Source organism: Methanobacterium sp. (assembly GCA_016222945.1).
Lineage (GTDB): Archaea > Methanobacteriota > Methanobacteria > Methanobacteriales > Methanobacteriaceae > Methanobacterium_D.
In genome coordinates, this window is sequence record JACRPY010000004.1 from 1 (window position 1) to 13,068 (window position 13,068).

A 13,068-nucleotide genomic window follows, 5' to 3' on the forward strand; every position below is an offset into this window, starting at 1 on the left:
GAATTATAAAGATAAATACCCGTATAACCAGAACCAACCACCTGATTACCACTTAAAGTAGATGTAGGACTATCCAATAAACCTATTCCTATTTCACCATTATTTGCCACATAATTATTGGAGAAAACGGAGTTGGTGTTGGTTAAAAGAACACCAAACCGTTTATTATTAATAATAGTATTACCATTGAAATTACCATTAATTGCATAATGACCCTCATAATTACCATGAATACCATAATTAGAAAGACCATTACCATCCAAAACCAAACCAGAAACAACCACATCACTACTCCACACATCAACCAAAGTATGAATACTACGTGTAGCCCTTAAAACTGCACCACCAGGATTAGCTGCAAACAATTTCCACGACTCTAAAACCTCAATAGGTTCATCCACACTATAAACACCATCCCTAAAAATAATAGTATCACTATAACCCGCAACACCCAAAACAGACTTATAATTACCAGGATTAACATAATGAACATCAGCAAAAACCACACCACTACAAAAAGAAAACACCAACACAAAAAACAAAAAACCTTTTATAAACACTAAAAAACGCTTCATACCCACCAAACCATCCCATTACTAAACATTCATATTATAATCATAAATACTAACATTACACAATAAATACTTAACGGTAATGACTTTATATAACATTACAAAAATGAGCTGATCTGAATTTCGTTTTAACAAATTATAAATAATAATAGGGTAATGGGCATTAAAAGAAACAAAAAAGATGATTTATTATATAATGTCAACAAAATAAAGATGAAATAAATTCAAGGAATATAAAATATTAAATTCGCGATTACTTCTCTTGAACATGTTTTAAAATCTTTTTCATGGCTTCTTTATCATTTAATCCGCCAACACGGTTTACAAGCCGCGACATTTCATTGATCCTATTTAAATATAATTTAGAAGTGTCTTCATTAACCTTATCTATTCGGGTTAAATAAACTAAAGATTCAATAATAGCAAAAATAGCCCTGTTTAAGGGTTTTACACATTCATTTTTAGTTATAATTTCAGTTACTTGGGCTGTTATTATATTGAGCTTGGATTTACCAATTTTATCTTCTTTTTGAACTTCTTTAATGTCTTTTACTTCAGCATTAAAGAAAGCATCAGTATTTTCAATATAGAAACCATTCTCATGGAGTTTGAATTTATCAGAAGATAGGTCTCCAATAGTACATTCTACAAAAATAAGGGGGTCTTTTAAGATATTTACAGTAAATATCTTATTTGACTTAATGTTTTCTACAGTTTGGGTTCCCTCATAAAGATATAACACAATTTCGTTTTTATCTTTACAAATAACACCAATAGGTGCAGCATTGGGAGTTTTATCAGGATTTTCAGTACTTAGCACTGTTTCATAAAGTAATCCTTTTTTCATTCCAATAGATGTGAGATCATGCATATAATCGCCTTTATTTTGCAACATAACCGGTTAAAGTCCCGTTTATTATGCAATCAAAATTAATTTCTTTATCCCATCCAGCTGCTTTAAACATTTCCATATAACTTAAACCGATCACTTTACCTTCTTTTTTTAGAATTTTAGCGATAAGATCATTAACATCTTCTACTTTAAGGTTTGATTTAGGCATTGAAAGACCTCCGAGAAGAGCTACAACATCTGCTTGAGGATCAGCATCTTCTGAAAGTTGCATTCCATGTGGTGTGAGTTCTATTTTCTTTGCACTTGTAATATCTAATCCCGTAATGAAAACAGATTCTTTATCTCGTACAGCATAAGCGAAAAGCTCAGCAAAGGGCGTACAAACACCAGGCATTCCTACAAATGTTATTTTTTCGGCATTTTTTACCTCTTCTTTGAATGCAACGATATTCCCATTTAAACCTTTAAATTTACTAACATTTTCCATAATCTCACCAGTTTAAGTTATTGTTTAAATTATTATAAATTTAATTACATTACTAATTTCAAAATAAAAAAATTAATTAATAGGTCATTTAAATAATGCTTTCTACATTATTCATACTGAAAAAGGGAGATACATGTTAAATCATCCGTATCGGTCGCTACCTCTTAGGAAAATATATATAACGTAAGCAATAATGAGCACGATGATTACTGGCAGCAGCCAAATGAACAAATTGAATGCAATCACTGCGAGTATAATAGCTATTATTATATATACTATGTCTTTAATATCCATACAATTAAGTTAGAGTTTAATATATTTATATATTTCTAATCGTAATAACGTAGTTTACTAAAAAAATATGAGTTTGAGGATATAACATGAAAATACTGGTTGTAAACAATCATGGACAATATAATCATAGAATTCACAGGACATTGCACTATTTAAAAATTCCTTCAGAGATAATTCCTAATTCCACTGCAATTACAAAAATAGAAGAAAAAGAACCTGCAGGAATTATACTTGGAGGCGGTCCATCAATAGAAAGAACAGGAAATTGCTTTAAATATGTGAAAGAATTGGATTATCCAATTTTAGGAATATGTCTTGGTCATCAAATCATTGCAGAAGCTTATGGCGGCGAAATAGGAGCTGCAGGAATAGAAAGCTATGCAAAAATAGAAATAGACATAAAAGAAGAAAATGACATTTTCAAAGGCTTTGGAGATAAAATGAAGGTGTGGGCATCACACAAAGATGAAGTTATAAGTTTACCTCAAGATTTTAAATTACTTGCAAGTTCTCCCATATGTGAAATTGAAGCCATGAAACATGAAACCAATCCATTATATGGAATACAGTTCCATCCGGAGGTTTATCACACTGAAAACGGCCCTAAATTATTTGAAAACTTTTATGAAGCTTGTAAAAATTATTCAAAAAAATAACCTCAATTTGAAATAGAATTAATTCATTATTTTAGATATTTAAGGTCTAAAACGTAATAATAATGATTTCCATCTTTAATCAACATAGATTTATCAATTATTTCATTCCATCCTGTTTTATTTTCAAATAAAATTACAATTTCGTATTTTTCATTGGTTACAGGTAATTTTGATTTTATTTCTTCTAAAGAATTTGCTTTATAAACTCTTTTTGTAGAATATGAAAGTAATTCTGGAGGATTTTCAGGTATTTGCAAATCTGGAGAGAAAACTATGTCATTATAACCAGTATTTCTTTCTATTGACGTGCCAATATCTTTACAGTAACCATCTACCTGCTGAAAAACATTTTTATATTGGGAATGTTCCTGGGCAATTAAGACTCCAGAAACAGATGAACTAACTAAAAAGATAAATAAGAAAATAATCTTAACCTTTTTAGCTGTCTGGTCTGTTATTGTACATATATTCTTTAAAATAAAATATATTAATATTGGTAAAAGAATAAATGGCACTGTGGCAATGAAAGGAGATAATTTAAGTATGGAAAATTGATGAAGAGCGGAATGATTTTTAAAAACAAATATTTGTAAGATACAGGGAATTATTAACATCCCAATTAAATAAAGAATCTTTTTAACATCGTCATCTACTTTTTCCCCCTTTAAATAAATAAAGACTAAAAATATTAAAATTCCTGATAAAACAAATATGCTAATGATAAATGCATATTCCACTGAATTTCCATATGCATAATTAATATTTTTTAAAATAACATCCATAAATGGCCATGAACCAGTTGAAGTGCCAGTATATTCTCCACTTCGTTCTAAAAATTTTGATATAGTTTTATTTACAGAATTAAGCATGTAAACTTGTAATATAAAAAGAAAAACAGCGATTATAGGCATTAACCAGTATTTTAAGCTTTCAATAATAAAATTTAATTTGCCATTGTTCCATTTTATCTGGGATGCAATTAAACGTTTTATATAAACAACAAAAACAACAAAAACAAAGAACCAATCTGTTAATACTCCATAAAACGTTAAAAACGCCTGAAATATAGTTATAATGGTTAATGATCTACTATCTTTTTCAACACTGGATCTTATCACTTCTAAAAATATAAAAAGGACAAAGGGAAGAATAATGGCTTGATCAGAGAAAAATTCATTTTGATGCCAGTATAAAGTTCCAGGCAGTAAAAGTTCAATCATTATGGGAATTATAGAAAATAGAAACGCGTTTAAATGGCCAATCCTAAGCTGTAATAAAAAGAAAAAGATAATAAGGGCCAGAATAAAAGCAATAAAGAAATGGTTAGTTCTATTATATTTCATAACCAGTGCATGTGACGGTTCTTCTTGATTTATTTTACTAATTATATATATTGGTATAATTGTGCCTGGAGGATAAGAAGTGTAGGGATCTCTGCTTTCTAATGTGGGGAATTCAATAGAACGGGGATTTTCAAGCATTGCAAACTTTAAACTAACTGGATTTTCCCTATACCAGTTTTTAGTGAATTTTACTGTGCTGCTTGTGAGCCATTCATTTGAGTTGTAGGAAACGTCCCCAAAATAAGGTTCTCTTATTTTTATAGTGTATTCAAAAACAGTGGTGGTAATAGCTAGAAGAAGGAGAACACATAAAAATGATTTAAATAAGTTTGATTTATAATTAAATCCCATAAACTTACTTAAAATTTAAATGTATTTATTATTAACTATTTTTCTTCATGGTATTCTTCTTCAGCGTTAATACTCCAAAGATTATCCTTTGAATTTACATTATTCATAATATTTTCAACTGCAGTCATTGCAGTAAGCATAGAATGGTCCATATTGTTGTAACGATGCATTCCATTCCTTCCAATTAAAAACAGATTTTCAAACTTGTCAGTAAATTCTCTAACGTCATTGAATTGTTCATAAGCTCCAAAATAGGCAGGATAAGTCTTAGGAACTCTGATAACCACACTGTCCAGTACATTTTCTTTATTGATTATATCTATTTTTGCTAGTTCATCTATTGCAAATTTGGTGAAATCATCATCTGCCATTTTCCATAATTCATCTCCTTCATTACAGAAATATTCAAGCCCAATCCATGATTTACTATCGTCTTCTAATAAATATGGGCTCCAATTATTAAATATTTGAAGTCTACCTAGTTTTACGTCACGTTCCTGTATGTAGATCCAGTTATCAGGAACAATATTGTTCATGGTCTTTTGTTTAGTCGTATTTTTAATTTTAAGTTCATTTAAAAGTAAACCAACAGTAATAAAGTCACGGTACATTAAACCAGAGGCAATATTTTTAATATTCGATGGTGCTTCCATAGACTGGATTAAATCTTTAACTGGCATTGTTGAGAAGTAATAATCTCCTTTTTCAGTCTTTATTTCACCAGTTTGGACGTCTTTTATTTTTATTCCAGTTATTTCGTTATCTTCATGTTCAATTCCAATAACATGGCGATTATGGTGTATTTCACCACCATTTTCTCTAATTATTCTTGCAACTTCTTCCCACATCTGCCCGGGTCCAAATTTAGGGTACATAAATTGTTCAATCAAGCTTGTTTCCACTTTTTTCTGTTCTATTGAGGAATCCCTTGAAAATTTGCTTTTTACTGCGTGAACAATGGCTTTTGTTATGGATAATCCTTTTATTCTTTGAGCACCCCAATCTGGGTTAATTTCATCGCAATTTATTCCCCATACTTTCTCTGTGTAATCCTTAAAGAAGGTTAAATAAAGTTCTCTTCCAAATCTGTTTATAAAAAAGTCTTCAAGAGATTTTTCTTCTTTAATTGGAGATAATGAAATTTTAATATAACTTAAACCAATTTTAAGGGTTCTAATTAATCCAAGATTAGAAAAAGTGTTTAAATTAAGTGAAATAGGGTAATCAAAGAAGTTTCTGAGGAAAAAAATCCTGGAAAGACGTCCACGGTTTAACATTACCTTATCCTCTTTTTCAGGATCAGGGGCAGCAACTTTAATAGTTTCAGAAGTTCCTATTTCTCTTTTTACACATTCTTTAGAGATAGGAATGGCTCTTCCAATTTGGGCATCGTCTTTTGCTGGAGCGCCCTGTAATGGCATTATATTTTGCCACCATTCCATAACTCTGTCATTTTTTGAAAAAAACCTGTGACCACCAATATCTATCCTGTTACCTTTGTATCTAACAGTTTTTGAAATTCCTCCAATGTCTTCGGTCATTTCATAGATAATTGGTTTAATATCAGTTTTATCCAGTAATTCGTAGGCTGCAGTTAATCCTGCAGGTCCCGCACCGATTATAATCGCTGTTTTTTGGTTCATATTGATAATCCCACCTAATTGTTGTCATTGAACTAATGATTTATCACCAGCAAAATGATGTCAAATTAAAATATTGTGTAGCTGAATTCTCCTAATTTCATAATTTTATCTAAACAATGTAATTTTTCTTGCAGAGAAATTCCAGAATAAGACTAAACTTGCCGTAATAATTTTAGAAAACAGATAATAAAGAGTTATATATTCTGTAAAAAACCACATAAACAGTACAGTTAGGCCAAGTCCTATTACTCCAATAACTGTAAAAATTGTAAATTCAGACCAGATATTATTAAGGGTACGTTTATTGAAAACCCATTTGATACTCAGGGCATAATTTGCTATTAATCCTAAAATAAACGCTATAGCAGCAGAGAAGAGATAATAAATACCAAAGTACTGGGTTAATATAAATAATGAGCCAAAATCTACTATAAATGCAATTCCGCCTACAAATATGTAGCGGAAAAATTGGATATGAGTGTTATCAGTTTGATTTTTTATCAATTTATCAATTGTACTTTCTTTTGTATCATTCATGTAATAATCACCTTATGAATATGTAATAATAAAACAAGTAACTGTTTCAAACATTACCAGATTGAAATTAAATCAATTTATAGATTTGTTATCTGTTAATATATAAATATATAATTCATGGGAGCTACTTTAAAAATAGCTTTTTGGACATAAACAATTAGAAATCTGTAATATGATTTAAACTATTGAAAAAATCAATTTTTTAAGGCTTTAGTTAAGTAAAATAGCTTATTATAAATATTAAAAGCGTAATAAGCAGGAAAATTACTGCATAAGTTATTATTATCAGATTTAGGTTTTCACGAACAGCATTTAAAACTTTATTATCAATATCATCAAAATTTCTTATTTTAAATAACATTAGAAACAGTAAAGGGAATATAGGGATGAAATACCTTCCTTGAATACCATCTATTATAGTTTGCCCAACTACAGTCCATGAAATATATACAAATGCACATACAAGGAGGAAAATTATAATGGCTGTTGCTAATGAAATTAATTTCTGTTTTTGTGTTACAATCACCTTGCTTTTATCTAACAATGCTACAGGAATTATTGTAAGTGCATAAAATCCTAACCACCATAGAGGTAATGGAATATCAAGCCAGAAATTACCTACAAATAATAATTGATAAGAGAGACCCCTGTAAAAGAATGTTTTTACAAGTATGTAGGGAAATCTCAATGGATCTCCTAAAATATAAGCTATTTGGCCAGATATGGAAACCTGGGGCACAATTGGAACATAAAGATTTTTAACAAGGAGATTCCAGGCACCACTTATTATAACTATAGATAGAAATAGAAATCCTGCCATTAAAAACATTTTTTTTCTACTCCCGAACTTTTCTGAAGGAATAAGGAATATCAAGAGCAATAAAACAAAATATATTTGTTTAGATAATGCCAGGAGCAAAAGAAGTATAAATAGAATATAAATGTCTTTTATATTTATTTTCTTTTTATTTTCTTCAAATGCATATTTAAAGAAGATTGCAACAATTAAAAAGGATAATCCCAGTATAAAACTGTCTGCTGAAAGTGATGCAGCCTCATAAAGTGTCATGGGGATTAATGCTACCATGAAAAAGACCCATTTTTGAACAGGAGTGATTCTAATTGCAAGATAAGTAAGAAAAATCCATACAAGTAAATTAGCCAGCCTTCCAAGATACATCAAGATTAATGGGGATAAATTAAACAATTTTCCAAGAGTTATGGCAAATGCAGAGATTAAATATGGAATTGGAGGATAGGTGATAACTGCAATTCTTGAAATATCCTCAAAAACTCTATCTTTGCTATTAAATGGGATATAAAGAAGAGATGTTATGTTAAATTTGTCGTCTCGATCCAGAATAAAGGAATTCCATTCGTTTGCTACTTTTTGGGAGGTAATCTGCACACTTTCAGGAACGTAAACACCAGATTTATCTCCTAATTTTTCAGGAAGTACATGTCCTTCGCTTACGTATAAAGCCCTGTAAAAATGTTCATATTCATCTGGAACCTGAAAAGCAGGTGTTGCAACGAGAAAACCAAGTCCATATATTAATGCAATTATAAGAAATGCAGTTTGGGGTTTGATATCTCTGAATTTACCCATCATTGACATAGATTTTACATTTATTTTTTACTTATATAAAAACTGATGTTTTGAGAAGTTGAAAGTTATTTCATTTATTTAAAATAGAAATACTAAAAGATTATAAACATCAATAATGATATTTTTAAAATAAAAACATTTTATTATTAATAATTATATTTTAACAATCTAATTAAGGTGAAAATATGCTTGATCCATCTGATTTTATAAAGGAGTCAATTGAAAAAATTAAAAAAGAAATAGGGGATGAAAAGGCAATAATTGCTCTTTCTGGTGGTGTTGACAGTTCAGTTGCATCTGTATTGGTTTCAGAAGCAATTGGAGATAATCTTGCTGCAGTATTTGTTGATCATGGACTTTTACGCCAGGGAGAAGCAGAATACGTACAGAGAACCTTTGAATCTAGACTTAATTTTCATTGCATCGATGCAAAAGAAGAATTTTTAAAAAAGCTTGAAGGAGTAGAAGACCCTGAAGATAAACGTAAAATAATAGGCGAAGTGTTTATACGAGTTTTTGAAAGAGAAGCAGAAAAAGAAGGGGCTAAATTTTTAGTTCAAGGCACCATAGCTCCGGATTGGATTGAAAGTGAAGGTAAAATTAAATCTCATCACAATGTTGCTTTACCTCATGGATTGGTTTTAGAACTGGTAGAGCCAATAAGAGAACTTTATAAGGATGAAGTGAGAATTATTGGAAGTGAATTGGGCCTTCCAGATGAAATGGTTAATAGGCAACCGTTTCCAGGGCCAGGGCTCGCTGTACGTGTTGTAGGTAAATTGAGTGAAGAAAAGATAGAAATCTGCAGAAAAGCAAATGCTATTGTTGAAGAAGAAGTTAAAAAAGAGGGGCTTGACGCTACATTATGGCAGTATTTTGCAGTCTTAACTGATACTAAGGTTACAGGGGTTAAAGGGGATATAAGGGACTATGGATACCTTGTTGTGCTTAGAATGGTTGAATCATGGGATGCTATGACAGCTAATGTTCCTGAACTTCCATGGGAAATGATAAGAACAATTTCAGCACGAATTACAGCTGAAATTCCAGAAGTAACTCATGTTTCGCTTTCAGTTAGTGATAAACCTCCAAGCACAATTGAATTTGCATAAAAAAAGAGTATTCACTACTATTTTTTTTTTTTGATGTAGGAATATATTTAAAATGGCGGTTTAAGCCCATTTTGAGGGGCTTGTCAAGTTTTTGGCCTGATCACGTTCTTTAATTTTGTGTATTGCATCGAACATGTTTAGAAGTATCAGTTTTATATCATGTTCTTTTTCAACAACTGCGTTCATTAACGCTTTTTCAGCCCCTTTACGTGCATTTATATCAGTAATAATTGCAACAGACCCTATATATTGCTTTTTATGGTTTAATAAGGGATTTGCAGATATGAGCACCCATATGTCAGAACCGTTTTTATGTGTAAGTTTTAATTCATATACTTCTTTAATTCCTTTTTCACGTCTTTTTAAGTGTTTATATAATTTTTTTCGTGATTTTTCACTTACAAATTCTGATAAATTATGGTTAATTACTTCTTTTGTTTTATAGCCTAACATAGCTATCATCTGGTGGTTAACATAGTGTATTGTACCTTTTGAATCTATAGATAAGACTCCAGAATAAGCGTATTCAATTATATTTCTATATTTCTCTAAATTTTTTAGGAGAGGGCCTCCTGCATTTTTTAGAGTATTTAGCTCGTTTTTAAGCTTTTTATTTTCTAATATTAAATTTTCATGCTCTGATTTAAGTATTTCGATCAATTTATCCTTTTCATGAGATGAAAACTGTTTAATGCCGATATTTTTATATTCTTCGTTATTTTGAGGCTTTTTTGGATATATTTTTTCTTTATTTGTGCTCATTAATTATTAGATAGTTATTACATTATATAAAAATGTTTATTTTAATTTTTCCAAGTCTAATTTAAACAGAGTGAAAAACTAATTTAAGCTATGATATGAATAAATTCATTTGATGATCAAATTGTTTTATTAATAAAAAAATAGTATTTAAATCACGGATTAAGGGAATTAAATGAAAAATGATGAAAATTCTCATGAAACTCTTTTTAGAATATTTATTAGCCTTGTTAGGATTTCTAAGAAGTTTAATGAATTGGAAAAGAGCTGTATAGATGTGGGTAATGGAGAAAAACTTTACCCTTCTCAAATTCATCTTATAGAGGCTATTGGAAATAATAGGGGCAAAAATGTCACTGAAATAAGTAAAAAATTTCAAATTACTAAAGGGGCTGTTTCACAAGTAGTAAATAAGCTTCATAATGATGGATTTATCAATAAAAAAAGAAATAAAGAGAGTGGAAAGGAAATAATCTTATCTTTAACTGAAAAAGGGCAAATGGTATTTGAAATTCAGAATAAATTACATAATAAGGTGGAATTGGAATTTATAGATTATTTAGAAAATTTCACGCCGGAACAAGTTGACTCTTTTCTTCAAATGTTAAGTAAAATTGAAGATTTTATCGATATCTTTTTAAATAATGAGTTTTAATATTTTACACTATAGTTTAGTAGCTAAACTATGGTAAAAATATTTGAGGTTATGATAATTATGTCTTTAAAATCTTCAGTTAAAGCACATTTTACTTATAGTTCATTTTCACCCCATCTAAATAAGTTTCATTCCCATATATTGGGTATAAATGACTTAAATTTGCATAATGATACTAATGAATTAAAAATAAGAAAATTCACCTTAAGAGACACTGATAAATGCGCAGAACTATTCAAAAACGTTTTTTCAGCATATCCATGGTATGATGAATGGACGTCTCTGGATCAATCCCGGAAATATCTAATGGAATTAATTAAAAATCCTGTTTTTGAAGGTTTTGTTGCCTGCGAAGGTCAAGAAATAGCGGCTGTTTGTTTTGGGCATAGAAGATCATGGTGGATGGGGAAAGAATTCTTCATTGATGAATTTTATGTGCAAAATGAAGTACAGGGAAATGGAATTGGAACTCAGCTATTGGATTATGTAAAAAATAACCTTAAAACTGAAAATTACACCCGATTAGTCCTTTTAACAAATAAGGGGATACCTGCTGAGGAATTTTACATTAAAAATGGATTTAATAACAATCAAAAAAGAATAGTTATGGTTAAAGAGATTTAAACAGATTTAACCTATTTTTCCAAAACATTTAAATTTGACTGGAATGATTTAGCAACTATGGGATTTGCAGCTACAGCAGGTAACCCTAAATCTTCTAAAACTTTCATACAAAGTTCAATTTCATTTAAACCATCATTATTGCTGTTTATTTTATAAACTGATTCATTAATATTTTGAAGATAATCTAAACCTTCATCCATGCTATCGTATGCATGAATACCTTCTTGGGGATCATCCCAAGAAGCTAATAATACATTTATTCCCTCTATTCTTTTTAATTTATCCACAGATCGGATCGATTCGTTGAAATCGTCGTAAATTGGTAGATCGCCTTTAATCGGAACTGCATCTCCTGTAAATAAAACACATTCTTCTTCAATAAAAATAGAAATTGAACCTTTAGAATGGCCAGGCGTATGAATTACTTTTAATGTTATATCGCCACCTAAATCTATTAAATCTCCATCTGCAAGATTCATATTAACATTAACTGATCCTTCAACAAGTGAATGAAAATTAGGTACTGGACGCTCTTTTTCCTGTAATTCTACATCTTCGATCCATGGGATTTCACCTTGATGAGCTGCAATTTCACAATTTGATTTTTCCTGTATAGATTTCGCTGATCCAATATGATCTGGATGTGAATGTGTTAAAATCATTAAAGAGATATCATCAGGGCGCAATCCAATTTTATCCATATAATTAAAAATTATTTCTTTTGAAGAGGAAACTCCACTATCAATTAGGCATATTTCATTTCCATTTATTAGATATGAATAAACAAATCTTTCAAGTATCCCTGCATCTGTTTTTACTTGAAAAGGAATCTTTATTGCATGAACATGTTTTGTAATTTCCATAATTTTAACTCCAATGACATATTTTTACTAATTAATGATATTTAGAAGAAATAATCCTTTTATAAATCACCATATTTATTCTTTCACTCAAAAATCAGAGCATTCGAAAATCTACGATTTTCGATGCCCTAAAATCATTTATTTTAGGGCCCCAAACACTTGTGTTTGAGGTTCTCAATCCATTCATATGTTTTCATAACTTTACTGAATCTCATAGCTTGAGTAATTAAAACTGCTTTATGAAGTTCTTTTGCCTTTATTTCTCCAGCGTAGTTTGATATATCCAGTGTACCAGTTGCATCACTTAAAAATTCAACATTATAGCCCATGTGCATTGCTTGGCGTGCGGTTGTATCGCAGCACATCTGTGTCATGTAACCACAAACTGTAACTGTTTCTATTTCATTTTCTTTAAGCCATGACTCCAATTCGGTTCCTGTGAAACTTCCAGGTAGATTTTTTTCAATTATTTCATCATAATCTCTTTTTAAAATTTCTTCATGAATTTCATGTTCATATGTTCCATTTTTAAAAGTAAGAACATCTTTTCCAGTGTTTGCATGTTGAACAAGAATCACTGGAATTCCATTTTCATTAGCTGAATACATTGCTTTAAGAATATTTTTAAAACTATCTTGTGGATAGCTTATTGGTAATTTACCATTAAAATATTCGTTTTGAACATCAATTATTAATAAAGCTCTTTTCAT

Annotated in this window: 14 protein-coding genes; 4 read left to right on the forward strand and 10 right to left on the reverse strand. The window is 30.1% G+C overall.

The window, feature by feature from the left end; all coding sequences use genetic code 11:
- The 3 genes from HZC47_05920 to HZC47_05930 form a co-directional block, all read right to left on the reverse strand.
- A partial coding sequence (locus tag HZC47_05920) for a right-handed parallel beta-helix repeat-containing protein (protein ID MBI5680409.1) occupies window positions 1-575 on the reverse strand: 575 nt, incomplete at its 3' end.
- A gap of 250 nt (window positions 576-825) precedes the next feature.
- Window positions 826-1,443 (reverse strand): DUF447 family protein, encoded by a 618-nt coding sequence (locus HZC47_05925; protein ID MBI5680410.1) that lies wholly within the window; start codon window positions 1,441-1,443, stop codon window positions 826-828.
- Between the two features lie 10 nt (window positions 1,444-1,453).
- Window positions 1,454-1,912 carry a DUF2124 domain-containing protein gene (locus tag HZC47_05930; protein ID MBI5680411.1) on the reverse strand — a complete coding sequence of 153 codons (459 nt, stop codon included), beginning with the start codon at window positions 1,910-1,912 and terminating at the stop codon, window positions 1,454-1,456.
- Between the two features lie 380 nt (window positions 1,913-2,292).
- Between HZC47_05930 and HZC47_05935 the strand changes: the two genes are divergently transcribed.
- Window positions 2,293-2,862, forward strand: a complete 570-nt coding sequence (locus tag HZC47_05935) for a GMP synthase subunit A (GenBank protein MBI5680412.1) — start codon at window positions 2,293-2,295, stop codon at window positions 2,860-2,862.
- Between the two features lie 26 nt (window positions 2,863-2,888).
- On the opposite strand, the gene HZC47_05940 is transcribed toward HZC47_05935, so the two are convergent.
- The 4 genes from HZC47_05940 to HZC47_05955 all read right to left on the reverse strand — a co-directional run bounded on the left by HZC47_05940 (window position 2,889) and on the right by HZC47_05955 (window position 8,354).
- Window positions 2,889-4,556 (reverse strand): hypothetical protein, encoded by a 1,668-nt coding sequence (locus HZC47_05940; protein ID MBI5680413.1) that lies wholly within the window; start codon window positions 4,554-4,556, stop codon window positions 2,889-2,891.
- 35 nt (window positions 4,557-4,591) lie between these two features.
- The gene (locus tag HZC47_05945; GenBank protein MBI5680414.1) at window positions 4,592-6,199 is read right to left on the reverse strand and encodes an NAD(P)/FAD-dependent oxidoreductase; all 1,608 of its coding nucleotides are present in this window, start codon (window positions 6,197-6,199) and stop codon (window positions 4,592-4,594) included.
- 105 nt (window positions 6,200-6,304) lie between these two features.
- Entirely contained in the window at window positions 6,305-6,736 is a 432-nt protein-coding gene (locus HZC47_05950) for a GtrA family protein (protein ID MBI5680415.1), read from the reverse strand.
- Window positions 6,737-6,950: 214 nt separating this feature from the next.
- Window positions 6,951-8,354, reverse strand: a complete 1,404-nt coding sequence (locus HZC47_05955; GenBank protein MBI5680416.1) for a DUF2142 domain-containing protein — start codon at window positions 8,352-8,354, stop codon at window positions 6,951-6,953.
- A gap of 176 nt (window positions 8,355-8,530) precedes the next feature.
- Here HZC47_05955 and guaA point away from each other — a divergent pair, with 176 nt between their 5' ends.
- Window positions 8,531-9,457: a glutamine-hydrolyzing GMP synthase subunit GuaA gene (gene guaA, locus HZC47_05960; GenBank protein MBI5680417.1), complete on the forward strand. Its 927-nt coding sequence runs from the start codon at window positions 8,531-8,533 to the stop codon at window positions 9,455-9,457.
- A gap of 60 nt (window positions 9,458-9,517) precedes the next feature.
- Here the strand turns inward: guaA and HZC47_05965 are convergent, their stop codons facing one another.
- Window positions 9,518-10,219 carry a PAS domain S-box protein gene (locus tag HZC47_05965; protein MBI5680418.1) on the reverse strand — a complete coding sequence of 234 codons (702 nt, stop codon included), beginning with the start codon at window positions 10,217-10,219 and terminating at the stop codon, window positions 9,518-9,520.
- A 172-nt stretch (window positions 10,220-10,391) separates the two neighbouring features.
- Between HZC47_05965 and HZC47_05970 the strand changes: the two genes are divergently transcribed.
- Complete coding sequence (locus tag HZC47_05970; GenBank protein ID MBI5680419.1) at window positions 10,392-10,871, forward strand: MarR family transcriptional regulator; 480 nt, start codon at window positions 10,392-10,394, stop codon at window positions 10,869-10,871.
- Between the two features lie 60 nt (window positions 10,872-10,931).
- Window positions 10,932-11,495 carry a GNAT family N-acetyltransferase gene (locus HZC47_05975; protein MBI5680420.1) on the forward strand — a complete coding sequence of 188 codons (564 nt, stop codon included), beginning with the start codon at window positions 10,932-10,934 and terminating at the stop codon, window positions 11,493-11,495.
- An 11-nt stretch (window positions 11,496-11,506) separates the two neighbouring features.
- Here the strand turns inward: HZC47_05975 and HZC47_05980 are convergent, their stop codons facing one another.
- Both HZC47_05980 and HZC47_05985 read right to left on the reverse strand, forming a co-directional pair.
- Window positions 11,507-12,358 (reverse strand): MBL fold metallo-hydrolase, encoded by an 852-nt coding sequence (locus tag HZC47_05980; GenBank protein ID MBI5680421.1) that lies wholly within the window; start codon window positions 12,356-12,358, stop codon window positions 11,507-11,509.
- Between the two features lie 143 nt (window positions 12,359-12,501).
- The gene (locus tag HZC47_05985; GenBank protein ID MBI5680422.1) at window positions 12,502-13,068 is read right to left on the reverse strand and encodes a cysteine hydrolase; all 567 of its coding nucleotides are present in this window, start codon (window positions 13,066-13,068) and stop codon (window positions 12,502-12,504) included.

What these genes read in the sequence shown, in the direction of transcription:
- HZC47_05965 (MBI5680418.1), bottom strand. Translation starts at nt 10,219, where the DNA reads ATGAGCACAAATAAAGAAAAAATATATCCAAAAAAGCCTCAAAATAAC.
- HZC47_05945 (MBI5680414.1), bottom strand. Translation starts at nt 6,199, where the DNA reads ATGAACCAAAAAACAGCGATTATAATCGGTGCGGGACCTGCAGGATTA.
- HZC47_05985 (MBI5680422.1), bottom strand. Translation starts at nt 13,068, where the DNA reads ATGAAAAGAGCTTTATTAATAATTGATGTTCAAAACGAATATTTTAAT.
- HZC47_05980 (MBI5680421.1), bottom strand. Translation starts at nt 12,358, where the DNA reads ATGGAAATTACAAAACATGTTCATGCAATAAAGATTCCTTTTCAAGTA.
- HZC47_05935 (MBI5680412.1), top strand. Translation starts at nt 2,293, where the DNA reads ATGAAAATACTGGTTGTAAACAATCATGGACAATATAATCATAGAATT.
- guaA (MBI5680417.1), top strand. Translation starts at nt 8,531, where the DNA reads ATGCTTGATCCATCTGATTTTATAAAGGAGTCAATTGAAAAAATTAAA.
- HZC47_05925 (MBI5680410.1), bottom strand. Translation starts at nt 1,443, where the DNA reads ATGCATGATCTCACATCTATTGGAATGAAAAAAGGATTACTTTATGAA.
- HZC47_05970 (MBI5680419.1), top strand. Translation starts at nt 10,392, where the DNA reads ATGAAAAATGATGAAAATTCTCATGAAACTCTTTTTAGAATATTTATT.
- HZC47_05955 (MBI5680416.1), bottom strand. Translation starts at nt 8,354, where the DNA reads ATGTCAATGATGGGTAAATTCAGAGATATCAAACCCCAAACTGCATTT.
- HZC47_05975 (MBI5680420.1), top strand. Translation starts at nt 10,932, where the DNA reads ATGTCTTTAAAATCTTCAGTTAAAGCACATTTTACTTATAGTTCATTT.
- HZC47_05940 (MBI5680413.1), bottom strand. Translation starts at nt 4,556, where the DNA reads ATGGGATTTAATTATAAATCAAACTTATTTAAATCATTTTTATGTGTT.
- HZC47_05950 (MBI5680415.1), bottom strand. Translation starts at nt 6,736, where the DNA reads ATGAATGATACAAAAGAAAGTACAATTGATAAATTGATAAAAAATCAA.
- HZC47_05930 (MBI5680411.1), bottom strand. Translation starts at nt 1,912, where the DNA reads ATGGAAAATGTTAGTAAATTTAAAGGTTTAAATGGGAATATCGTTGCA.